21 protein-coding genes and 2 other annotated features are annotated in these 25,857 nt (G+C 27.7%); all 21 genes read left to right on the forward strand.

Translation table 11 applies throughout. The features are described 5' to 3' along the window. The first annotated feature begins 12 nt into the window (after positions 1–12). The 21 genes from ACTG47_RS09405 (at position 13) to ACTG47_RS09505 (ending at position 25,808) form a co-directional block, all read left to right on the forward strand. The gene (locus tag ACTG47_RS09405) at positions 13–714 is read left to right on the forward strand and encodes a phenylalanine--tRNA ligase beta subunit-related protein (RefSeq protein ID WP_169469893.1); all 702 of its coding nucleotides are present in this window, start codon (positions 13–15) and stop codon (positions 712–714) included. A 73-nt stretch (positions 715–787) separates the two neighbouring features. Then, the gene (locus tag ACTG47_RS09410) at positions 788–1,396 is read left to right on the forward strand and encodes an NUDIX hydrolase (protein ID WP_479926964.1); all 609 of its coding nucleotides are present in this window, start codon (positions 788–790) and stop codon (positions 1,394–1,396) included. 439 nt (positions 1,397–1,835) lie between these two features. Continuing rightward, positions 1,836–2,852 (forward strand): type I glyceraldehyde-3-phosphate dehydrogenase, encoded by a 1,017-nt coding sequence (gene gap / locus ACTG47_RS09415; protein ID WP_021384519.1) that lies wholly within the window; start codon positions 1,836–1,838, stop codon positions 2,850–2,852. A gap of 387 nt (positions 2,853–3,239) precedes the next feature. Continuing rightward, positions 3,240–4,409, forward strand: coding sequence for a CD0519/CD1768 family membrane protein (locus ACTG47_RS09420; RefSeq protein WP_169469895.1), 1,170 nt, complete (start codon positions 3,240–3,242; stop codon positions 4,407–4,409). A gap of 378 nt (positions 4,410–4,787) precedes the next feature. After that, on the forward strand, positions 4,788–9,041 hold the full coding sequence (locus ACTG47_RS09425; RefSeq protein ID WP_479926965.1) for an acyl-CoA dehydratase activase-related protein: 4,254 nt from the start codon (positions 4,788–4,790) through the stop codon (positions 9,039–9,041). A 150-nt stretch (positions 9,042–9,191) separates the two neighbouring features. Further along, positions 9,192–9,686 (forward strand): methylated-DNA--[protein]-cysteine S-methyltransferase, encoded by a 495-nt coding sequence (locus tag ACTG47_RS09430; RefSeq protein ID WP_169469897.1) that lies wholly within the window; start codon positions 9,192–9,194, stop codon positions 9,684–9,686. Positions 9,687–9,801: 115 nt separating this feature from the next. Continuing rightward, positions 9,802–10,179: a C-GCAxxG-C-C family (seleno)protein gene (locus tag ACTG47_RS09435; protein WP_169469898.1), complete on the forward strand. Its 378-nt coding sequence runs from the start codon at positions 9,802–9,804 to the stop codon at positions 10,177–10,179. A gap of 216 nt (positions 10,180–10,395) precedes the next feature. After that, positions 10,396–10,839, forward strand: coding sequence for a SufBD protein (locus ACTG47_RS09440; RefSeq protein ID WP_479926966.1), 444 nt, complete (start codon positions 10,396–10,398; stop codon positions 10,837–10,839). A 440-nt stretch (positions 10,840–11,279) separates the two neighbouring features. After that, the gene (locus ACTG47_RS09445; RefSeq protein WP_169469900.1) at positions 11,280–12,587 is read left to right on the forward strand and encodes a YopA family protein; all 1,308 of its coding nucleotides are present in this window, start codon (positions 11,280–11,282) and stop codon (positions 12,585–12,587) included. Between the two features lie 85 nt (positions 12,588–12,672). Beyond that, positions 12,673–12,935, forward strand: a binding site (T-box leader). Positions 12,936–13,061: 126 nt separating this feature from the next. Then, entirely contained in the window at positions 13,062–13,865 is an 804-nt protein-coding gene (locus tag ACTG47_RS09450; RefSeq protein ID WP_479926967.1) for an amino acid ABC transporter substrate-binding protein, read from the forward strand. A gap of 37 nt (positions 13,866–13,902) precedes the next feature. Next, a complete protein-coding gene (locus ACTG47_RS09455; RefSeq protein ID WP_479926968.1) occupies positions 13,903–14,514 on the forward strand; it encodes an amino acid ABC transporter permease in 612 nt (203 codons plus the stop codon). A 30-nt stretch (positions 14,515–14,544) separates the two neighbouring features. Further along, complete coding sequence (locus ACTG47_RS09460) at positions 14,545–15,216, forward strand: amino acid ABC transporter ATP-binding protein (protein ID WP_479926969.1); 672 nt, start codon at positions 14,545–14,547, stop codon at positions 15,214–15,216. A gap of 285 nt (positions 15,217–15,501) precedes the next feature. Beyond that, positions 15,502–15,864 carry an arsenate reductase family protein gene (locus ACTG47_RS09465; protein WP_074179406.1) on the forward strand — a complete coding sequence of 121 codons (363 nt, stop codon included), beginning with the start codon at positions 15,502–15,504 and terminating at the stop codon, positions 15,862–15,864. 631 nt (positions 15,865–16,495) lie between these two features. Continuing rightward, positions 16,496–17,197 (forward strand): DUF4253 domain-containing protein, encoded by a 702-nt coding sequence (locus ACTG47_RS09470; protein ID WP_479926970.1) that lies wholly within the window; start codon positions 16,496–16,498, stop codon positions 17,195–17,197. Positions 17,198–17,568: 371 nt separating this feature from the next. After that, positions 17,569–18,387 (forward strand): ATP-dependent sacrificial sulfur transferase LarE, encoded by an 819-nt coding sequence (larE, locus tag ACTG47_RS09475; RefSeq protein WP_479926971.1) that lies wholly within the window; start codon positions 17,569–17,571, stop codon positions 18,385–18,387. Between the two features lie 53 nt (positions 18,388–18,440). Continuing rightward, the gene (locus tag ACTG47_RS09480; protein ID WP_479926972.1) at positions 18,441–19,589 is read left to right on the forward strand and encodes a THUMP domain-containing class I SAM-dependent RNA methyltransferase; all 1,149 of its coding nucleotides are present in this window, start codon (positions 18,441–18,443) and stop codon (positions 19,587–19,589) included. A 137-nt stretch (positions 19,590–19,726) separates the two neighbouring features. Next, positions 19,727–21,106 carry a hypothetical protein gene (locus ACTG47_RS09485; RefSeq protein ID WP_169470384.1) on the forward strand — a complete coding sequence of 460 codons (1,380 nt, stop codon included), beginning with the start codon at positions 19,727–19,729 and terminating at the stop codon, positions 21,104–21,106. 28 nt (positions 21,107–21,134) lie between these two features. After that, the gene (gene walR, locus ACTG47_RS09490) at positions 21,135–21,833 is read left to right on the forward strand and encodes a cell wall metabolism DNA-binding response regulator WalR (RefSeq protein ID WP_479926973.1); all 699 of its coding nucleotides are present in this window, start codon (positions 21,135–21,137) and stop codon (positions 21,831–21,833) included. A 2-nt stretch (positions 21,834–21,835) separates the two neighbouring features. Next, positions 21,836–23,269 (forward strand): cell wall metabolism sensor histidine kinase WalK, encoded by a 1,434-nt coding sequence (gene walK / locus ACTG47_RS09495; protein WP_074179386.1) that lies wholly within the window; start codon positions 21,836–21,838, stop codon positions 23,267–23,269. 21 nt (positions 23,270–23,290) lie between these two features. Then, on the forward strand, positions 23,291–24,028 hold the full coding sequence (gene truA, locus ACTG47_RS09500; RefSeq protein WP_479926974.1) for a tRNA pseudouridine(38-40) synthase TruA: 738 nt from the start codon (positions 23,291–23,293) through the stop codon (positions 24,026–24,028). 113 nt (positions 24,029–24,141) lie between these two features. Next, positions 24,142–24,349: a binding site (T-box leader), on the forward strand. A 259-nt stretch (positions 24,350–24,608) separates the two neighbouring features. Beyond that, positions 24,609–25,808, forward strand: coding sequence for an argininosuccinate synthase (locus tag ACTG47_RS09505; RefSeq protein ID WP_054270265.1), 1,200 nt, complete (start codon positions 24,609–24,611; stop codon positions 25,806–25,808). Positions 25,809–25,857: the final 49 nt, after the last annotated feature.

Consider the following 25,857-nt stretch of genomic DNA (forward strand, 5'->3'; position numbering starts at 1 on the left):
GGATAAGACAAAATGAAATTTATAGTAGAAAAAGAAGTCTTTGATAAATTAGAAAATGTATGTTTTGGGGTAGTGGTAGCAAAAGGAATAGACAATACTAAAGAAATCGAAAGAATAGGTAATCTTTTAGATATAAGTATAGATAGAGTAGAAGATTACTTTAAAGATAAAAAAGTGAAAGAATCAGAAGAAATTATACCATATAGAGAAGCCTTTAGAAGCCTAGGAATGAACCCAAATAAATTTATGAGTTCAATAGAAGCAATGACAACAAGAGTTGCTAAGAATAAGAAACTTCCTCATATAAATCCTATTGTGGATTTAGGAAATTCTATTTCTTTAAAATATTTACTTCCAATGGGTGCACATGATATGGATTTTAGAAATGATGATGTATATGTTAGATTTTCAAAAGAAGGGGATAAATTTGTTCCATTTGGAGAAACTGATGTTGAGTTGATGGAAGAGGGAGAATTAATTTATTCTGTTGGAGATATGGTAAAGACGAGAAGATGGATATGGAGACAAGGAGAAGAAGGAAAAATAACTAATAGTTCAAAAAATATATTTTTCCCTATAGATGGTTTTACTGATGCTAATTTGGATAAAGTAATGAGTGCAAGAGAAGAGTTAGCGAAGTTATTAAAAGAAATTTTTGATTGTGAGATTAAAGTAGGTTTTGTAGATAAAGATAATCCAGAAATGGAAATATAATAAGATAAATATTTACTAAGGTATCATATTTATATTAGTTTAATGGTATTAAAAAAGAAAGGTCGTAGTAAATTTGAAAAAAACTATAATAAAGAATGTAAATACATTGATTGAAAATAAGTTTATAGGACTTTTTGAAATTGAGTACAAAAATAAATTGAACGAAGATAAGATTTGGATGGTGGCATCAAGAAAAAGCAATGAAGAACTAGAACGTGTTTATTTGAAGAATGAAGAGGACAATGTAGATGCAGTTGTAATAGCAGGACTTCATAAAAGTAGTGGAAAACTAATTTTAATAAAACAATTTAGAGTACCTATTAATGATTATATATATGAATTACCAGCAGGACTTGTTGATGAAGGTGAATCTATAGAGACTTCTGTTGAAAGAGAACTTAGAGAAGAAACAGGACTTACTCTTTTAGAAATTAAAAAAAACAAGAGTAAAGATAAAGTATACTTATCTCCTGGAATGAGTGATGAATCTGTTGCATTTGTTTATTGTATATGTGATGGTGACATAACAGATGAATTTTTAGAACCAGATGAAGACATTGAAGCTTTTTTAATCTCACAAGAAGAAGCCAAAGAGATTCTAGAGAGTAATCATAAAATAGATACAAAAGCTTTTTTAATTTTACAGATGTTTGTAAGTTTAGGAACGAAATTATTTGAATAATATATAGAAAAGAGATTATAAAGATGATTAAAATTTATTTTAGTTATAGAAATTATAATCTCTTTTTTGTGCATTAAATTTTAAAAGTTTATATATTTTTTGGACTAAATAATAATTTATTTGATTTTTGTTATTTTAAATTAAAAAAGAGTATCTAATATAGTACATTTTAGGAATAAGTATAGTTTAAAAATTCAAAAAAAAGATGGCGAAATATGTCCCAAGGGACATTGAGCAAAATAAATGGCTTCAGCCTCTGTATACTAAAAAGTATATACTAAATATGGGTTAAAATAGATAAAAATGATACACTAATTCTCTTTTGATAATAAAAAAACATAGAATTTAATTATTTAATCAAGAAAAAGTATTGAACAAATGATTTGTTTAGTGTACAATAATCATGTAAAAACATAGTAATGGAGGGAGACATTTCATAATGAAAATTAAGGTAGGAATGAACGGATTTGGAAGAATAGGAAGAGCTGTATTAAGAATAGCTCAAGAAGAATTAGGAGATAATATAGAAATTGTAGCCATAAATGCAAGAGCAACAACAGAGTCTTTGGCACATTTATTTACATATGATTCATGCTATGGAACTTTTAGAGGTGAAGTAGAAGCAAAAGATGAAGATACTCTAGTAGTAAATTCTAAAGAAATAAAAATATTAAGATATAATGACCCAGAAGAATTACCATGGAAAGAACTAGGAGTTGATATAGTAATAGAATCAACAGGGCTATTTACACAAAGAGAAAAGGCAGAAAAACATATTAAAGCAGGAGCAAAAAAAGTAATTATAACAGCTCCAGGAAAAAATGAAGATATAACTATAGTTATCGGAGTTAATGAAGAACAATATGATAATGAAAAGCACAATATAATTTCAAATGCATCTTGTACTACAAATTGTCTAGCACCATTTGCTAAAGTATTGGACGAAAAATTTGGCATAGTAAAAGGTTTAATGACTACAGTACATTCATATACTAACGATCAAAGAATATTAGATAAGAGCCATAAAGACTTAAGAAGAGCAAGAGCTGCGGCTGAATCTATAATACCTACCACTACAGGAGCAGCAAAAGCTGTGTCAAGAGTATTACCACAATTAGAAGGAAAATTAAATGGTTTTTCACTTAGAGTGCCAACACCAACAGTTTCACTTGTTGATTTAGTGTGCGAACTTAAAGAAAACGTTACAGTTGAAGAAGTAAACTCTGCATTAAAAGATGCTGCTGAAGGAGAATTAAAAGGAGTTTTAGGATATTGTGACAAACCACTTGTTTCTATAGATTTTAGAGGCGATTCTAGATCGTCTATTATAGATGCTCTATCCACAATGGCTATAGAAGACAATATGGTTAAAGTAGTTTCATGGTATGATAATGAATGGGGATATTCATCAAGAACAGTTGATTTAGTAAAATATATAGCTGAAAAATTACAATAATACATAACTTAAAAAAAAAAAAATAAAAAAATTCTATAAAACTAATAAAAAAGATTACGAAAAATATTGAAGGAAAATTTTTTTCATAATCTTTTTTGTTTCCTATAAAAGATACAAGTTACAACTTGTATGTGAATATTAGGTCGTTAGAGTAACTTGTGCATAACTAGTAAGGAATCGTACTTTTTCTAAAGTGAAGGATAAGATGTCGAAAACTTGCATAAATCTGAAAAATTTTTATTATTAAAATACTGATTTTCATTTTAATTATGACAAAAAAATGACAAATAAAGTTGCAAACAGTAATATTTATAAGTATAATTAAAAAAGAGAAAAGGTTTTGTTAAACTTTATTTACAACAAAAGAAAAAGAAGGGATGATTCAAAATGGAGAAGTTAACAGACAGGAGACAGGTTAAGGCAGTAAGCATGGAAACTTTTGTTTTCTTAATATTACTAGTAGTTGGTTTTGGATATGTTGGTAGTATTATGGGAGCAGGAATGATGTTCAAAGTAATAATGAGTACAGCACATGCTTTACTATTAGAGACAGTTTTCTTAATTATGGCTATGGCAGTTCTTGCAGGCGCATTAAGTGCACTACTTTCAGAGTTTGGAGTAATAGCATTAATTAATAAAATTTTCGCTATATTTATGAAGCCTTTATATGGATTGCCTGGTGCTAGTATAGCAGGAGCTATAACAACTTATTTATCAGATAATCCAGCTATTATACCTTTTGCTAAAGATAAAACATTCACACAATACTTTAAAAAATATCAAGTTCCAGCACTATGTAATTTAGGAACAGCTTTTGGTATGGGACTTATCTTAACAACATTTATGATTTCTCAAGGTACAGAGTATGTACTTCCAGCATTAATTGGTAATTTAGGTGCTGTTATAGGTAGTATAGTAAGTGTTAGAATAATGTTGACATTTACTAAGAAATTTTATAAATACAATCCAGAGGAAGATAAAGCAACTGGTTCACTAGAAAAAAAAGCTGAGTTTAGAGAAGTTAGAGAAGGAAATGTGTTCCAAAGAGCTTTAGATGCAATTCTTGAAGGTGGTAAAATGGGAGTAGATATGGGAATGGCTATAATCCCAGGTGTCCTAGTAGTATGTACATTAGTCATGCTATTAACTTTTGGACCATCTACAGACCCTGTTACAGGTCAAGAAGTTTATACTGGAGCTGCATACGAAGGAATAAAATTACTTCCAGTTATTGGAGATAAACTTGGATTCATATTAGAACCATTATTTGGATTTACATCACCAGAAGCAATAGCTTTCCCTATAACTTCATTGGGAGCTGTTGGAGCAGCAATGTCTTTAGTTCCAGAATTTATAAAATCAGGAGCTATAACTCCTAATGATATAGCAGTGTTTACAGCTATGGGTATGTGTTGGAGTGGATATTTAAGTACACACATTGGTATGATGGATGCATTAAATGCTAGACAATTGGCAGGTAAAGCTATCCTTTCTCATACAATAGGTGGTTTATGTGCAGGAGCAGCAGCTCACTTCATATTTATGCTCGTAGGATAAGTATAATTAATAAATAAAAGATAGTATATAAGAAATGGTTGTTAGTGTACAATAAGAATTTGTACACTGACAACCATTTTTTGATGAATGAAGATAATTTATAATATATAAATATTAAGTAGATATTAGAGTTAAGTTATATTTATGTAAAAAGTAACAAAAATCTGTAGAAATTTATGACAAAATTTAGTACACTAACTATATGTTCTTATTTAAAATTTAAGGTTAGGATTGGGAATTACCTAGTAGAGTAAGCTTGATTAATAAAATAATCATAAAATAAAAATATTAGTCATAAAGATTATAGAATAACTTACTTAAAATAAAGCCATAGAACTTACAAAAATTAAAAAAAGCATATAAGTATGGAGGGATACAATGGATGAATTATTTCATATAGGAATTGATGTAGGTTCTACAACGGTGAAGGTTGTGGTACTTAATAATAGTAATAGTATAGTTCATAAAGAATATAGAAGGCATTATTCTGATGTGAAGAAATCAGTTAAAGAAGTACTAAAAGGTATATATGAAAAATTGGGAAACATAAATACTAAAATTGTAATAACTGGTTCAGGTGGGATTGGAATATCTAAAAAGCTAGGAGTAAAATTTGTTCAGGAAGTTATATCTAGTACAAAAGCAATAGAATATTTCCATCCTGAAACTGATGTTGTCATAGAACTTGGAGGGGAAGATGCAAAAATAACATATCTGAGTGGCGGAATAGACCAAAGAATGAATGGGATATGTGCAGGTGGCACAGGAGCATTTATAGACCAAATGGCATCACTTTTAAAAACAGATGCAAGTGGATTAAATGAACTAGCTAAAGAGTACAATGTTATATATCCAATAGCTTCAAGATGTGGTGTTTTTGCTAAAACAGATATTCAACCTCTTATAAATGATGGAGCTAAGCAGACAGATATAGCCATGAGTATCTTTAATGCAGTTGTTGTACAAACTGTAAGTGTTCTTTCTTGTGGAAGAAAAATAGAAGGCAATGTTGCATTTTTAGGTGGTCCATTGTATTTTTTATCTGAGCTTAGAGGAGCATTTAAAAGAGTATTAGATTTAAAAGATGAAAATATAATTTTTCCAGAAGATGCACAACTCTATATTGCTATTGGAGCAGGATTATTGTCAGTAGATGAAGATAGTATAAACTTAGAGTCTCTAATAGAAAAGCTGGATAGTATAGAGAATATTGAAGATGGAGAAGTAAATTTATTAGAACCATTATTTAGAGATAAAAACGAATATGAAGAGTTTTCAAGAAGACATGAAAAAGAAAAAATAAATTATGTAGATATAAATTCAATCAAAGGTAATTGTTATTTAGGAATTGATGCAGGTTCCACTACTACTAAAGCAGCCCTTATTGATGAAGAAGGAAGACTAGTATATTCTTATTATAATAGTAATGAAGGAAATCCATTAAAAACGACTATTAAGGTTATAAATGAAATATATGACATATTGCCAAAAAATATTAAAATACTGAGCTCAACTGTAACTGGATATGGAGAAGGCCTTATTAAAAAAGCATTAAAAATTGATAATGGAGAAATAGAAACTATAGCACATTATAAAGCCGCTAAATTTTTTAATAAAGACGTAGATTTTATACTTGATATTGGTGGTCAAGATATGAAGTGTCTAAAAATAAAAGATGGAGTAATTGACAATATAATATTAAATGAAGCTTGTTCTTCAGGTTGTGGATCATTTTTAGAGACATTTGCGACTTCTTTATCTATGACAATAGAAGAATTTGCACAGGAAGGGATTTATTCTCAAAGTCCTGTAGATTTAGGTTCAAGATGTACCGTGTTTATGAATTCTCGAGTAAAACAGTCTCAAAAAGAAGGTGCAAGCATTGGAGATATATCAGCAGGATTATCTTATTCTGTAATAAAAAATGCTTTATTCAAAGTAATAAAAATTAGAGATTTAAATGAAATTGGTAGCAATATTGTTGTACAAGGTGGAACATTTTATAATGATTTAGTGCTTAGAAGCTTTGAAAAATTAATTGAAAAAAATGTAATCAGACCTAATATTTCAGGAATTATGGGTGCTTTTGGTTCAGCACTTATAGCAAAAGAAAAATATGAAAGTGGCTATCAAACATCTTTATTATCTAAAGAAGAATTGAATAATATAAAACTAGAATCAAGTGTAACTAGATGTAAAGGATGCTCAAATCATTGTCTTCTTACTATAAATAAATTTTCTGACAATGAACTTTTTATTTCAGGAAATAGATGTGAGAAGGGTGAAGCTATCTATGGCGATAAAAAAATAGGACTAGAAAAGAAAAAACCAATAAATTTATTTAAGTACAAATATGATAGGATTTTTAGATATAAACCACTAGAAAAAGAAGAAGCAAAGAATGGAGAGATTGGTATACCAAGAGTATTAAATATGTATGAAGATTATCCATTTTGGTTTACTTTTTTCAATAATATAGGATTTAGGGTTGTGCTTTCAGATAGGTCATCAAAACGATTATATGAAACTGGTATAACTAGTATTGCTTCTGAAACAGTTTGCTATCCAGGAAAATTAGTTCATGGACATATAGAAAACTTAATTGCAAAGGGAATAAAAAATATATTTTATCCAAGCGTAACAAATGAAAACAAAGAAGATTCAAGCGCTGATAATTATTATAATTGTCCTGTGGTAATATCATATTCTGAAGTAATAAAAAACAATGTAGAAAATATAAGAAATAAGAACATAAACTACATAAATCCATTTATAAGTCTAAATGATAAGGAAAAATTGAAAAAGAGACTTTATGAAGAATTATCAAAAAGTTTTTCAGATATAAAAATAACTAAAGACGAAATTAATAATGCAGTTGATAAAGCTACTGATGAACAAAATTCATTTAAAATGGAGATGCAGGCTGCAGGTGAAAGAGCACTTAAAGAAATAAAAGAAAGAAATATTAAGGGGATTGTGTTATGTGGAAGACCATATCATATAGACCCAGAAATAAATCATGGTATGCCAGAACTTATAAACTCATTAGATATGGCAGTACTTACTGAAGATTCTATATGTCACTTAGCAAATATACAAAGACCTCTTAGAGTTGTAGACCAATGGGTATATCATTCAAGATTGTACAAAGCAGCAAGCTTTGTGAGAGATAAAAATTATTTGGAATTAGTACAACTTAACTCATTTGGATGTGGATTGGACGCAGTAACTACAGACCAAGTTCAAGAGATACTTAATGAAAAATCAAAGATATATACTATCATAAAGATTGATGAAGGCAACAATTTAGGTGCTGCTAAAATAAGAATGAGGTCTTTAAAAGCAGCCATGTTTGAGAGAGAAAGCAAAAATATAGATGTTAAAAATATAAAGGTAAATAGGATACAGTATGCTAAAAATAATCGAATAACGAACAAACATACTATATTAGCTCCACAAATGTCTCCAATACATTTTCAATTTCTTGAAAAAGCCGTAAACTTAAGTGGTTATAATATAGAAGTTCTAAAGGATACAGATAGTAATGTAATTGAAGAGGGATTAAGATATGTAAATAATGATGCATGTTATCCAGCTATAATAGTCGTGGGTCAACTAATAACAGCATTAAAATCTGGTAAATATGATTTAAATAACACCTCTGTCACTATAACTCAGACTGGTGGAGGTTGTAGAGCTACAAATTATATCGGATTCTTGAGAAAAGCTATGTATGATGCTGGATTTAAAGATGTACCTGTAATCGCCCTTAGTGTAAATGGAATAGAAGACAGTGGAATAATGGATAATATATCACTAAAATTAATCAATAGACTTTTTATGTCAGTTGTATATGGTGACTTATTGATGAAGGTACTTTATAGAGTAAGACCATATGAAAAGGTTACTGGAAGTGCAAATGCTCTATATGAAAAATGGGTTGATATATGTAAAACTTCGCTTGTCAAAGCAAAAATTTCTATATTTACTAAAAATATAAAAGATATAGTAAAGGAATTTGATAATTTAGAGATACTAGATGTAAAAAAACCAAAAGTAGGTTTAGTAGGAGAGATTTTAGTAAAGTTCCATCCAATTGCAAATAATAATCTAGTAGACATATTGGAGCGAGAAGGTGCTGAAGCTGTTGTTCCAGACCTTACAAACTTCTTCTTAAGTTGTGCTTTTAATACTATTTATAAACATACTCATTTAGAGGGAAGTAGAAAGAGTAGAATTATAGGAGAAGCATTTATATACATAACTGGAATATACCAAAAAGTATATAAGAAGGCACTTGATAAGAGTAAAAGATTTTATGCACCAGGTAACATAAAGACTGTTGCAAAAAACACAGAACCAGTAGTGTCATTAGGAAATCAAACTGGAGAAGGTTGGCTTTTAACAGGTGAGATGGTTGAGCTATTAAACGAAGGTGTAGAAAATATTATTTGTATGCAACCTTTTGGATGTTTACCTAATCATATAATTGGTAAAGGTTCTATAAAAGAATTAAAAAGATTATATAAAAATGCAAATATAATACCTATTGATTATGACCCTTCTGCAAGTGAGGTAAATCAGCTTAACAGGATAAAGCTTATGCTTTCTAAAGCTTTTAAAAATATATAAAATCGATATTTTTATATATTAAATAGCCAATAAGCTTAAAAAAAATATTATATATTAAATAATTATAAAAGAAGAGTTATCCTATTTTTTAGGGTAACTCTTTATTAGTTAAAAAATTATATGTATACTAGTGTAAAGGGGGGAAGTTATATGAATCTAGTATATGATGTTTATCAATCAAAAATAGGAAATTTGTACATATTAAGTGAAGATGGTTTTATAGTCAGTGTAGATATAGGAGACGAAAAATTTAATAAATTAAAAGATGAATATATCAAAAAAGGAATTGACATAAAAAGAAGCCAAGAAGATTTAAAAGAAGCTATAAACCAAATAGATGACTACTTTAAAGGAAAAAGAAAAGTATTTGATTTAGATATTCGAATTGAAGGAACTGAGTTTCAAAAATCAGTTTATAGGGAAATGCTAAAAATACCATATGGAGAAACATTATATTATTCAGATATAGCACAAAATATAAATAATCCGAAATCAGTAAGAGCAATAGGACAGGCAAGTAAGAGCAATAAAATTCCAATAATAATACCTTGTCATAGAGTAGTTGGCAAAAATAATATTGGCGGATATATGGGAAATCATTCTGATTTGAAAGAAATACTATTAAATTTAGAAAAAAGTGTATAATCCAGAAAAAAATGTTTTTATTGTTAAAATTTGATATAATAATGGTAAAAACAAATATTTTTTTACAAAGATAGCAAACAAATATTTTAACTTATAAAGATAAGGGGGAATTTTAATGTGTAATAAAGTTATAGCATCAAAATATCATGAAAAAGGATTTAATTGTGCTGAATCAGTTATAAAAGCATATAATGAGGAATTTAATACAGATATACCAGTTTGTTTAGGTAGTGGATTAGGTTCAGGTTGTGGAGTTGCTAGCTTATGTGGTGCAGTAAATGCCTCAAATATAATAATTGGATATGTAAAGGGTAGAAATCATGAAGATGAAAGTACTAAAGCTAAAGTGTATGCTAAAGATTTGACTACAACAGTAAGAAAAGAGTATGGTTCAGAACTGTGTATAGACTTAAAAAAGGACTTAGTTGCATGTAGAGAAATAATGGATTTTGCATATGATAATCTAAAGGAAACTTTAAAAAAAGAATTATAAGAAAGATAAGCTATCAAATATAAATTATTTGATAGCTTATTTTTATGACATATAATCAATAAGTGTATAACATTTATGATTATTGTTTGGAAATAAATATTAAGTGATTTTAGAATAATTTTAGATTTGTATTTAGTATAGAGGTTTATTTACATATATTTTGGGATATATTATACTTTGTTTAAGTACATGTTTGTCATGAGGGAGATGGAAAGATTGGAAGACATAAATTTACTTATTAATAAATTATATTCAAAAAATCATAATGAAGCATATAGAATTTTTTTGTTTTTAGAAAATGAAAGTATGAAATCAAATATTACATATTGTTTTTTTGATTCATTTTTAGATATGCTAAATAATGAAAGTTCATATATTAGGGGAGGAGGATTGTTATTAATAGCTGTAAATGCTCAATGGGATACTGAGAATAAAATTGAAATAAATATAGATTGTATTTTAAGTCATATTGTAGATAAAAAACCGTCTGTATCAAGAATGTTTATTAAATCATTACCTAATATTACAAAGTATAAAAAAAATCTCATCCATCGTATACAAATGGAATTAAGTAATGCAGACACAAGTATTTATAATAATAATATGAAACCATTAGTGGAAAAGGATATAAGTGAAGTCTTATCTAAACTTGAAGATTGATAGAAGCAAAAATCTCTTAATATAATGGTTAAGTTATATATATCAAAATAAAATATTTGCAGTTTGATGGCGGTTTTAAAATAATAAATTAAAGCTGCCATTTTTATTTAAAAAACTGTTTAGAAAAAGGTAAAGGTATTAGCTTTTTTAGTAAATATATAATATGAAATTATAAAACTATGCTATAATTACAAGGAAGGATGTAATAAGCTGTAGAAATTACAAGTAAGCAATGTAAGCTTTTAAATAATTAAATTTAAATGAGATACATAAAGTATTAAATAAACGATGATACTAGAATGATGATATTTTTGTAGAAAATTATTAAAGTACATAAGTAATAAAATAATATGCTAAATTATATAATAGATTGAGTTTTACTAAATAAAAAAGAACTACAATCCCTATGTTATTATACAAAAGCAAAGGTGGGAATAAAAATGAAAGAAATTGATGATGCTATAACATCAGAGTATTTAAGCTATGGTATCAATGAAGATATTAGTATCTATGAAGGTCGGTTTTGCATATATTTAGATAAAAAATATAGATGTAATGGAAAAATTTATTATAAAATGACACCTCCAATATCTATAAGCTTTAAGGCGGATATAGGTTGCATTGAAGAAATAGATAATGAAGATGATAATTTAGCTTTAGATTATGATAATGCTATTCTTGAAGTTCATGGTTATAAAATTATTTCTATAACAATAAACACTCTAAGTGAAGTTAATGTGGAAGGATATATCAATGATGACTGTATAAAATCTAAAAATTCTTATGTTGAGCATGTAGATTTTAATATAATAAACTTAGATAAAATACCTGGAAAACTCATTAAATATAATGATAAAGTATATGCAGGTAGAATTGAATTTGATATAAATGATTATATTGTGACTATAGATAAAAGATACGATTATAGAAAAGAACTTAAGTCAGACTTAAGGTCTAAGTCTGGAGCCATAATAACTCATATAGGTAGAGTTAGAAGAAAAGATGGTAGAATTTTTAGAACAAATAATACAATAAATCTTTTAGATAGAATATCAACAGCTTTGAGTTTTATGTGTGGAAGATATGTTGGATTTTGTTTGGCTAAAGGATATAGAAGTGGAAATGAAGTCTATAGAATATGGAATGAAAATCAGATATCTCCATTTAGATATGTACCAACATGGTCAGATACACTTTCAAATTATCATAATATGGAGAAATATATAAGTCTTATGTGTAAAAAATTAGAAGATTTTTATTATGGTTCTGCCATAAAAAGTGTTATTGACTGGTATATAGAATCTCTTGGAAGTGTTACTATGGAAAATAATATAATATCTGTACAAATTGCACTTGAAACTCTGTCATATGTAATTTTAGTAGAGCAAAACAAAATACTTACAGATGAAGCTTTTGATTGTAACTTAGCATCCAAAAATATAAGATTATTACTTGATATTTGTAAGATACCATATGGAAAACATGAATTAGATATATTTGATAATACAATAAAAAATAAGTTTGATGATGGTGTAGATTTAGTAATTTATTTAAGGAATAGTATAGTTCATCCAAGCAGAAGAACTCATAGAGCTGTGTTAGAAGTTGAAGATATTTGGAACATAATCTCAATAGGAACAAGATATATTGAGCTTGTTTTACTTTTCATTTTGGGATATAGAGGGGAATATTCCAATAGATTGGTAGAAAGATGTTATGGTGAAGTAGAAGTTGTTCCTTGGAATTAGATTTTTATATATATTTTAAAATATATATTGACAGATATTGCCTTATGCTATAAAATCAATATCATAATAACAATTCAAAACAACATTAAATGCTAAGAAAAGAAATAGTAGAAGTAGTTAATCTTAAACAGAGAGTTTCCGATTGGTGAGAGGAGCAATAGATTTTACTTTGAACACATCTTTGAGCAGAACTCTGAAAGAGTAAAGATACTTTATTAGGAGTTTTCCGGAATCCTTGCACCCGTTATAGTGCTAGAGTATAATTGTTTTATTGTACTTAAAGAGGTTAGTGTCGTGAGGCATTAATGAACAGAGGTGGAACCACGAGAGTCAACTCCCGTCCTCTAGCAGAAGCTAGAGACGGGAGTTTTTTTAATATAATTTTTTAAGCGCGCAGAGAATTATATTGCAACAGATATACTTTTTAAAAAATAATCAAAATATTTAAAAATTTAAAAGATGAGGGAGAATATTATGAAAAATATATTAAAAAAATTAGGAATATTTACAATTATGTTAGGTTTAGTAAGTGGGATGGCAGGTTGTTCAAAATCAAATGATGAAAAGGGAAAAGATGCTTCAAAAGAAGCAAAAAAAGAAGTAATCGTAGGGTTTGATAATACATTTGTTCCAATGGGATTTTTAGATGAAAAAGGAGATACTGTAGGATTTGATGTAGAGTTAGCTAAAGAAACATTTAAGAGACTTGGAATGGAAGTTAAGTTCCAACCAATAGATTGGTCAATGAAAGAAACTGAGTTAAATGATTCAAAAACTGTAGATGTATTATGGAATGGGTACTCTATAACAGATGAAAGAAAGAAAATAGTATCATATACAGACCCATATTTACAAAATAAACAGATAATAGTTACTTTAAGTGATTCAAAAGTAAATTCAAAAGCAGATTTAAAAGATAAAGAAGTTGGAACACAACAAGGTTCAACAGCACTTGATGCAGTGGAAAAGGATAAAGATTTTATGAATAGCTTAAAAGGTGGAGCACCAGTTCTTTATGATACTTATGATAAAGCACTTAGAGATTTAGAGATAGGTAGAACTAGTGCAGTTGTTGGTGATGAAGTTTTAATTAGATACTATATGGGTCAAAAAGGTGAAGATAAATATAAAGTGTTAAAAGAAGATTTTGGATTAGAAGATTATGTTGTAGCAACTTCTAAAGAAAATCCAGAACTTTGTAATAAAATAAATGAAACATTAAAAGAAATGAAAAAAGATGGAGCTTTTGACAAAATTTATGATAAGTGGTTTAAATAAAAGATAGATTAGCTGTTAAGAAGGGGGCACTAAAGGCATGTTACAAGGTTTAGAGATAGTTATAGCAATGTTTTGTATAACATTGATAGTATCAATTCCATTGGGGATTGCAGTTTCATTTTTAAGATTATCAAAAAATAAATTAATAAGTGGTATTACACAATGTTATATATTAATAATGAGAGGGACACCTTTACTTTTACAAATGATAGTCATATTTTATGGCTTACCTCTTTTAGGAATTGTATTTGACAGATTTACAGCTGGAATAGTAGCTTTCTTCTTAAATTATGCAGCATACTTTGCAGAAATATTTAGAGGTGGAATACAGTCAATCGATAGAGGACAATATGAAGCTTCTAAAGTACTAGGATTTGATAAGTTTACAATGTACAAGAGAATAATCTTTCCACAAGTTTTTAAAAGAATACTAGCACCTATTTCAAATGAAGTAATCACATTAGTAAAAGATACATCTTTAGTATATATATTAGGATTAAATGATATTTTAAGAATATCCCAAATAGCAATGAACAGAGAAGCAAGTTTATTACCACTATTTGAGGCAGGAGCAATATATCTTATATTTGTAGCTATACTTACTAAGGGATTTGAATTACTTGAAAAAAAATATTCTTATTATAGATAAAGTTACAATATTATAGGAGGAGGTTTTTATATGTTGAAAATTAGAAACTTAAATAAATCATTTAAAAAAAATAAAGTACTTAAAGATATTTCTTTTGAGCTAGAAGAAGGTCAAATTGGAGTCTTACTTGGAAAATCTGGTGCAGGAAAGACTACAATATTGAGATGTATAAATGGTCTTGAAGAATTTGATAGCGGAGAGATTATGATAGATAATGAGATAATAAAAAGTAAGAAAGATATGTCAAAAATACGAGGGAAAATAGGAATGGTTTTTCAAAATTTTAATTTATTCCCTCATATGACAGTTCTTGAAAATATAATTGAGTCTCCAGTTAATGTTTTTAAAGTTCCTAGAAAAGAGGCTGAAGAGAGGGCTAGAGAACTTTTAAGATTAGTTGATTTAGAAGATAAATTAAATTCCTATCCATTTGAATTGTCAGGAGGACAGCAACAGAGAGTTGCAATAGCTAGGTCATGTGCACTAATGCCAAAAGTTCTTTGTTTCGATGAACCTACTTCTGCACTTGATATTGATACTATTCAAAGAGTAGTCAATATAATGAACAGACTTAAAGATAAAGGGATGACTATACTAATAATTACGCATGATGTTGCTTTCTCAAATAATGTTGCAGATAAGATTATAAGTATAAAAGATGGTATAGTGGAAAATGTTCAAATCAAAGAAAAAATTGTTTAATACTTTATAAATGGAAATTAGAGGAACATTTATAATATAAATAAGGGCTAAGTAAAATAAATATACTATGCTCTTTTTTTATTTAAAAATTAAATCTAATGTTAAGTGATTAATTAGATTTAATATATTATAAAATAATAATTTAAATATCTAATATGAATTAATAGTCATTTTAAAATAGAATAATTTTTTATATTGAAAGCTTAGAATGATTGTGATATAAGTTGGTTATAATATACAAATTATGGGTATAAAAATAAAAAATTAGAAAGGACTTTTAATATGATGATTAAGTTATATGGATATACAAAATGTTCTACTGTTAGAAAAGCAAAAAACTGGCTAAAAGAAAATGATTTAGAATTTGAAGATATAGACATGGTTCAGAATCCTCCAAGTAAAGATGAATTAGAAGCAATTTACAAGACTAGTGGATATGATATAAAGAAATTTTTTAATACAAGTGGTATGAAATATAGAGAATTAGGTCTTAAGGATATTGTAAAGAGTGAATCTGATGATAAACTTTTAGAAATATTAGTGAGTGATGGAATGCTTATTAAAAGACCGTTGCTTTTTGATGGTGAAAATGTACTATTAGGTTTCAAAGAAGATGTTTGGAAAAGTACTTTATTAAAAGAAGATTAGAAGTATGTAGGTGTATTGATTAAAATTTTTGATTAATACACCTATAAATTTATACATCTACTTTGATTTTTATAGATGAAATATACCTATTTAGTTATTAGATTTTACTGAATAAAATAACTACGTGGGATTCTAAGTAACCATATTATTAAGTTTAAGTTTTGATTTTAATTTATTGATTCCTGCAATTTGATATAGGATTTTAAAAGATTATATGTAGAGTTTAAATACTACAACAAGATTTTTTCTTTTGAGTCTATCTATTAATATTAAAATATTATTCTTAACAAATTTAAACCAAAAAAATTTCACATCAATAAACATATTATTTCTTATACAAAGAATATCATTTATTTTACTTAAAATAGTATAATATACAACGAATTATTACAAAATCACTTATTATTAACCATGAACATGTGTTTTATGCTATTATATCTATATGAGGGAATTGTCATAAAAAATATCTTATTTATACAAAAAAAGAAAACTAACTTTTGTCTTATATAAGTATATTTTATAAATTGCATCTATACTTATAGTTTTACAAATAATAATAGTATTTAAAAACTTGACAACAAAAAAAGAAAACTTTCAAAAGAATTAAATCTAAAAAGAATAGGAGATAAATATGAGTATTGGAGATTTATATGGTTTTGAATGTGTTCCTGTGAACAATGATATTGATATTGATGATTTATTTGAAAAGATGAGAGAAGATGGAAAAGAAAATGGATATACACCAATTCTAGTTATTGATGAAAAAGTAGGATTATTAAGAGAAAATATAGACATGATTAATAAAGAGTATGGTTCTCTTGAAAACTATAGAAAATATTGTTTAAAAAAAAGTAATGAAATTGATGTAAATAAATTCTTCGATTCTAGAAAGTGTGAGATTCCAGAATTGCTAACAGAATTAATGGGTTCAGAAGATACTTTTTATGATTACAAAAACTTTAGCCCAATTACAAATATAGATATATTTCAAGAAAATAACAAAATTTACATAGCAAAAATTCCAACAATTAAACCATATGAAGTGTTTGCATATATACCAATTGGTGGATTTAATGATTGTCCTAGTGATGAAGAACATATAGCTGTTGCAAAATATTGGTACGAAAAATACGGAGCATTCCCAATTGCAATTGGATGTGACACAGTTCAATATTCTGCAAAAAAACCAATTGAAGATAATAAAAAATTTGATGATTTGTGTATTGAATTAGTCCTTTATTGTGAAGACATTATTATACAAGGATATGAAACATTAAAAGTTCTTAAAGAAGTACTACAACGTTCTACAATATGGCTTTTTTGGTGGGATTAATAGAAATATATGTAAGCTATAAGTATTAAATTAAAAGTTTTAGAAAATTCATATGATAGTATCTTTTTTGCGATTTACAAGTATGACTGGTGGGGGAATAATTATCTTAAAACAAATTCGTGAATTCAGCCATGAGGATGAGCTATTTCCACTTCATGGCTTTTAAATATATTACTATATTACACTACTTCATTTTTAATATACAGTGTATTACAGTAATATGTTTAAATTGTACATATTAAGAAATTCTTTTGTATTGTAATTAATGTATTTAAAGATAATTCTATTTTATAAAATAAATACTTTATATGTTATAATCATTAAGAATGTAAAAAATAATAGGGTATTCTATAGTTCATGTTTTTCAAGATATGGAGGTTGTTTTTTTGAAGGAAGAAGAAAAATTAGAGAAATTAAAAGAAATACTACTTGAATTAGGAAGTGTTGTAGTTGCTTATTCTGGTGGAGTAGATAGTAACTTTTTACTTAAGGTAGCAAAAGATACATTAGGAGAAAATGTTATAGCTGTAACTATACATGCAATGATGCATTCAAGTAGAGAGATTGAAGAAGCTAAACAATATACTAAAAATTTTGGTGTTAGACATATCATCTTAAATATAGAAGACTTTGACTTAAAAGAGTTTAAAGAAAATGGTGTTGATAGATGTTACCATTGTAAAAAATATATATTTTCTAAAATAAAAGAGATAGCAAAAGAACATAATATAAAGTACATAGCAGATGGAACAAATATAGATGACTTAGGAGATTATAGACCTGGTCTTAAAGCATTGACTGAGTTAGGAGTAATTAGTCCATTGAAAGAAAGTAGTTTGAAAAAAGATGAAATTAGGTTACTTTCAAAAAAATTAGGACTAGATACTTTTAATAAACCATCTTTTGCATGTCTTGCAAGTAGAATTCCTTATGGAGTTCAAATAACAGATGAAAAACTAAGAATAGTGGAAAAGAGTGAAGAATATTTATCTGATTTAGGTTTTTCTCAATTTAGAGTAAGAATGCATGGAGATATAGCTAGAATAGAGGTTGGACAGGAAGAATTAGGAAAATTTTTTGAAAATAACAATTTTAATAAAGTTGATACTAAATTAAAAATATTTGGCTTTAAATATGTTACACTAGATATGTCAGGATATAAAATGGGAAGTATGAATTTAAATGTGTAGATTATATGAAAAATAAATAAATTTTGTAATTAACATAGGAAACAGGAGGTTTTATGAAAAGTTATACACTAATATCGCCATGTTTTTTTGGAATGGAAAAAATGTTGGCTAGAGAAATTACTAATTTAGGATACGAAATAATAAAAACAGAAGATGGAAGAATAACATATAAAACTGATGAGTTTGGAATAGCAAAATCAAATATGTGGTTAAGGTGTGCTGAAAGAGTACATCTTAAAATAGCTGAATTTGAGGCGAAAAGTTTTGATGAATTATTTGAAAATACAAAAAGAATAAATTGGTCTCGATATATACCTTATGGAGCTCAATTTCCTATATCAAAAGCTTCTTCTATAAAATCAAAATTGTACAGTACACCAGATGTACAAGCTATAGTAAAAAAAGCTATAGTAGAAAGCTTAAAGAAAAGCTACTTGGAAGATGGTTTACTTAAAGAAGATAAAGAGAAATATCCTATCTTTGTATTTATACATAAAGATAAGGTAACTATTTCTATAGATACAACAGGAGATGCTTTACACAAGAGAGGATATAGAGAAAAAGCAAATAAAGCTCCTATAAGAGAGACTTTAGCTTCTGGGCTTATTTATTTGACACCATGGAAAGCAGGTAGAATTTTAGTGGACCCTATGTGTGGTTCTGGTACTATATTGATTGAAGCAGCTATGATAGGTATAAATATGGCACCTGGTTTGAATAGAGAATTTATATCAGAAAAATGGAGAACTCTTGATAAAAAAATATGGTGGGATGTAAGAAAAGATGCTTTTAATAAGATAGATAATGAATCTAAGTTTAAGATTTATGGATATGATATAGATGAAGAATGTATAGAGATAGCTAAGGAAAATGCTGAGATAGCAGGAGTAGATGAATATATAGAATTTAATATAGGAGATGCGACTCAATTTAAAAGTGAAGATGAGTTTGGATTTATAATTACTAATCCTCCTTATGGAGAAAGATTGGAAGATAAAGATAGTGTTAAACAATTATATAAAGAGCTTGGTTATGCATTTAGAAGATTAAAAAATTGGTCGTATTATTTAATAACATCTTATGAAGATTTTGAATACGAGTTTGGACAAAAGGCAGATAAAAAAAGAAAGTTGTATAATGGGATGTTAAAAACTAACTTTTTCCAGTATCCAGGTCCTAAGCCTCCTAGAAACAATAAATAGCTTTTACATTATTGGCAGATAAAAAGTATAAAGTTTTATTAAAATAAGTAAAACATTATGACGACTTGAAACGTCTAATTATTGTGAGGAGATTTTTGTGAGCAAATTTCAAGATTAATGGGATTAGGAGGAGTTAAATGAAAGTATTAAAACTTATTACTGTAGTAGCCCTAATGATGCTATTTGTTACTGGATGTAATATTAAAACTGAATCTCCAGAACAATTAGCAAAGATACCTGATTATGATAACACAAAAAAAGTATTGTATGATGGCATTGACCAGTTACTAAAGCCAGATTCATCTATGATATTACCTTCTAATGCAAAAGAAGTAGGAAAAATAAACAAAGTGGATTTAAATGGTGATGGAGTTGATGAATTAGTTGTATTTGAGCAAAAAGAGGATTTAAGCAATAATGTAACTCAGGTAGGATTTGTGACTTTAAGTTATAATGGAGAAAAATATGTACTTGGTGACCATTTTTTAGAAAATGGTGAGTCAATAGAATATGCTAACTTTTATGATTTGGATTCAGATGGATATAAAGAAGTCGTTTTATTGATTAAATCCAAAGACAAAACTAATATGCATATATATAAAGTAAAAGACAATGAAATAACAAAAGTATATGACTTAGATGCGTCATGGCTTCCAAACAAAGAAGATTTTAATGATATGAAAGTTAAAATTGGGTATATAGATGGAGATGACAAATTAGAAATATTAATGCTTCATTTGAATAATAAAACTAATGAAATGTTTGCAAGTGTTGCAAATTTTGATGGAAATATGAAACTCAAGGATTATGTTAAATTTGAAAATGTGAAAAATTTGAGTGAACTATATATAACCTTAGGTAACGTTGCTTCATCTATTGGTAATTCCTCTGCAGCCATAAAAGGTGTCGTACTTGATATTCCGATATTAAAGGATAATAATTATATTACACAGATACTTTATATGAAAGACAGAAAAATTAAAAAAGCTTTTAGTGATTATGATAAAACTATTACTAAATCTTATTACATACCTGTAGATGATATTGACAAAGATAAGATTATAGAAATACCTATAGTAGCAGGTAGCAATAGAAACACTTATAGCTCTAAAGCATCTGCAAATATAAGCTGGTATAGATGGAATGGAAAAGAAGATGCTAGTTCAAGCCTAATATTTACAAGTCAGATATATTATAATTATAAATATAATTTTAAATTATTTATTCCAAATAATTTATTTGATAAAATACTTGTCGAGCAAGAATTTGTTGGAGAGAAAGCAGTGTTTAAATTTTATTATTTTGACTATTCAGATCGTAAGAATTTGTTTAATATAGTAGTAGAGAGTAAAAATAAACTTGAAGATAGAAAAAATCCAAATACACAAAATTCTATTGTACTTCAAGAGAGTGATGAATATACTTTCTTGCTAGTCATAAATGATGCAAATGAAATGGATAAGCTAGATATTACTATAGACGCATTAAAAGAATATTTCTCATTAATATATGGTTAATATTATACTCAATTGGAGGTTTTATTTTATGAAGGAAAAAATACTTATACTAGAAGATGAAATTGGGATTAGAAGTTTTGTTAGTATAAATTTAAAAAGAGAAGGTTATGAGATAGTTGAGGCAGGTACTGGGAGAGAAGCTATAGAAAAAATGACAACAGAAAATGATATTACAATAGCTCTTTTGGATGTAATGCTTCCAGATATAAGTGGAATAGAGGTATGTAAATTTATAAGGGAAAATTTTGACCAAGTAGGTATAATAATGCTTACTGCTAAAGCTCAAGAAGATGATAAAATAGAAGGATTCATTTCAGGAGCAGATGATTACATTATAAAACCATTTAGTATAAAGGAACTTTTAGTTAGGGTTTCTGCTCTTCTTAGAAGAGTAACAAAAGACGATTCAAATGTTAAGTCAAGTGAGATAGTTTCTCCTCCATTTATACTTGATATAGACAAAAGAAAATTATTTAAGAATGGAAAAGAAATTGAGCTTACTCCAACTGAATTTTCAATAGTAAAATATTTGATATCAAATGCTAAGCAGTCATTAAGTAGAGACCAAATACTAGATGAAGTTTGGGGAACTAATTATTTGTATGATTTTAAAATAGTAGATGTAAATATAAGAAGGATAAGAAATAAAATAGAGGATGACCCATCAAAACCAAAATATATACAAACTATTTGGGGGTATGGATACTGTTTTAGAAAGGAAGAATAATAGTGTTACATTTTGAAGGTCTGAGAAAAAAAGTAATAAAAAACTACTTTATAATAATTATTATAATGGTTACTCTGTTTGAAGGATTGTTTATGTTTTATATACAAAACTATTACTATGATTCTGTCAAACAACTACTTGAATCTGAAATAAAATATGCTGATGAATATAATGCTATTACAATGGAAACTACAAGCTTTGAAAAAAAAGTAAAGAACATATTTGATAAGCAACCATTAACTAAAAATTCGGAATTTGGAATTTCAATAATAGATAAGGATAAAAATATTATATTAGACCAATATGGCTTTAAGAGTAAAGAAAAAGCAAATTATGAAGATGTCAATAATGCACTAAAAGATATAAAGACTAAAAACTTAACACCCTATACCTATAGAATAGCAGATACAGGAGAACATGTTATGAGTATCTCTTTGCCACTAAAGGTAAATAATATAATAGAAGGTGTTGTTAGATATACAGTTTCATTAGATGCTATTGACAATGCAATATTAAAGCAAGCTACATGGCTTATATTGGCAGGTATATTTATACTTATTATAGCTATACTAATAAGTCTTAAATTTGCAGAGACTCTTATAAAGCCACTACGAGAGTTAAAGAAATTTGCAAATGAATTAGCTGTAGGAAACTATAACATAAAATTAGAAAATATGAAAATTGTAGATGATGAAATTGGTGATTTGGCACAGACATTTGAACATATGGCACATGAGATTGATAAAAGTGAAAAATTAAAGGAAGAATTTATATCTTCTGTATCACATGAACTAAGGACTCCTCTTACATCGATAAAGGGATGGAGTGAAACTTTAGGTTATGAAAGTATAACAAGAGAAGAGCTAGACTTAGGTTTGGGTATTATACAAGATGAAACAGAAAGACTTATAAAACTTGTGGAAGAATTATTGGATTTTTCAAGACTTTCTTCAGATAGGATAAAACTTCATGTTGATATAGTTGATGTTGAAGGTTTGGTTGTAGGTGTTGTAAATCAGCTCAAAGTTAAAGCAGCTGAAAAAGATATAGCACTTTTATTTGAATTTGAAAATGAGTTTATAGAGAACATTCAAGGAGATAAGAATAGATTAAGACAAGTTCTTATAAATTTAATACAGAATTCATTTAAATTTACTGGTCAAGGTGGTTACATAAAAGTTGTAGCTTCTCAAAATGAAGATATAACAACTATATCAGTTGAAGACAACGGCTCAGGCATAGAAAAACAAAATCTAAATAAAGTATTAGATAAGTTCTTCCAAGAAGACTACAATAAAGCTGGTAGTGGGTTAGGTCTAGCAATCAGTAATGAAATTGTAAAACTACATGGTGGAAGAATGAAAATAGAAAGTGAAAAGAATGTTGGAACAAAGATAACTTTCAATATAAAAAATAAATTTGCTAAACAAGCATAAATTCTTAGAAAGAGGATTAAGATGAGAAACATAAAAATGATAGTAGCATATGATGGTTCAAGATATAAAGGGTATCAAAAACTAGGTGATAATAACATGACTATACAAGAAAAACTTGAAACTGTCTTAAGTAAGATGACTAATGAAACAGTTGAGATAATTGGTTCTGGGAGAACTGATATGGGAGCGCATGCTAGAGGACAAGTAATAAATTTTAGAACAAGTTGTACAGATTCATTAGAGAAAATCCAAAAATACTTATATGAATATTTGCCAGAAGATATAGTTGTAAAAACTGTTGAAGAAGTTGATGAAAGATTTCATTCAAGATATAATGTAAAATCAAAGACTTATATGTATAAAATTGACAATAACAAGTATCACAATCCTTTTATAAGAAAATATGCTACTCATGTAAGTAAAAAATTAGATTTAGATAGAATGATAAAAGCAAGTGAATACTTAATAGGAGAACATGATTTTACTAGTTTTGCTTCTTCTAAGTCTAAGAAAAAATCAAATATAAGAGAAATTTATTCAATAAATATAAAAGAAGATGATAATGTTGTAGAAATATACATAGAAGGAAATGGATTTTTGTATAACATGGTAAGAATCATAGTGGGTGCTTTGATAGAGGTAGGTCTTAAGAGAAAAGCTCCTCAAGATATTAAGTATATGCTTGAATCTAAGGATAGAAACCAAGCATCAGATACAGCACCAGCTAAAGGGCTATGTCTTTGGAAAGTGAGATATTAGTGAGTAGTGTAGAAAAATTTCTTAAAATAAAAATAAAATAAATTATATAGTTGACATAAATGGAAAAATAAACTATTATATATTTTATAAGAGAGATATGAAAAACTTTATATTTAAATCCTGTGAGAAAGAGAGTAACTTATATGCGTTTTATAGAGAGCTAAGGATGGTGGAAGCTTAGCAAATGAGTATTAGTGAAAAGAACTTTGGAGGATGCTAATTGAATTTAGTAGGTTAGTAGGTAATCTCGCCTTAAGAGAAAGAGTGGATAAGTTTATCTTATCAATTAGAGTGGTAACGCGGATATATTTCGTCTCTTGGTTTTTCCAAGAGGCGTTTTTTAATATATTTAATTACTAATGTTTATTTAATATGTTGAACATTTACTAATTGATTAGCTAATTTTATCAATAAGAGTGGTACCGCGGATATTTCGCCTCTTAGTATTTAAAAATACTGAGAGGCTTTTTTAGTATTAAAATGATTTTAAGTTAATTCAAATGCTCAAAATCATTCAATATTAAGAATTTCTATTAAATAAAAAATAAAAATCATAATTTAAAATTGGGAGGAACTAAAAATGAAGGAAAAAGTAGTATTAGCATATTCAGGAGGACTTGATACATCAATCATAATACCTTGGTTAAAGGAAAATTATGAAGATATAGATGTTATAGCTGTTTGTGGAAATGTAGGTCAAGAAGATAAGATGGAAGATGTTTATGAAAAAGCTTTACAAAGTGGAGCATCAAAGGCATATGTAGATGATATAAGTGAAGAATTTGTAACTGAAACTATATTTAAGGCTGTAAAAGCAGAAGCTAAATATGAAGGAAAGTATTTATTAGGAACTTCTTTAGCGAGACCTATAATAGCTAAAAAACTAGTTGAGGTTGCTCATAAAGAAGGTGCAAAATATATATGTCATGGATGTACAGGAAAAGGTAATGACCAAGTTAGATTTGAAGCTACAATTGCAGCTCTTGACCCAACTATAAAAGTTATTGCGCCTTGGAGAATATGGGATATAAAATCAAGAGAAGATGCTATAGACTATGCAGAAAAACATAATATAAAAGTAACAGCAACTAAAGCTAAAATATATTCAGTAGATGCTAACCTTTGGCATGTATCAACTGAAGGTGGGGATATAGAGCATTTACAAAATGAACATAAGAAAGATGTATATAAACAATGTGTAGACCCAGAAGATGCATGTGATGTAGCTGAATATGTAGAAGTTTACTTTGAAAAGGGTGTTCCTAAAAAGGTAAATGGTGAAGAATTATCTCCAGTTGCATTAATTCATAAATTGAATGAATTAGGTTGTAAGCATGGAATTGGTGTTATAGATATAGTTGAGAATAGACTTGTTGGTATGAAATCAAGAGGAGTATATGAGACTCCAGGAGGAACAATTCTTTATGAAGCACATAATATTTTAGAAAGTGCTACTTTAGATAAAGATACATTACATTTCAAACAAATGGTATCTTATAAATATGGAGAACTTATTTACAATGGATTATGGTATTGTAAGCTAAGAGAATCTATAGATGCCTTTATGGAGCAAACTCAAGACAATGTTACTGGAACAGTAAAAGTTAAACTTTATAAGGGGAATATAAAACCTGCTGGAATATTTACTGAAAATGCTCTTTATGATGAAGGAATATCTTCTTTTGGAGATAGTGAGCTTTATGACCACAAAGATGCAGAAGGATTCATTAATTTATTTACTTTACCATTAAAAATAAGAGCTATGAAGGCTGGAAAATAATATAATGAATTACTTAAGAGCATATAAAAGCTATTTTTAGTTTTTATAT

This window comes from Clostridioides sp. LIBA-6622 (genome assembly GCF_056716095.1).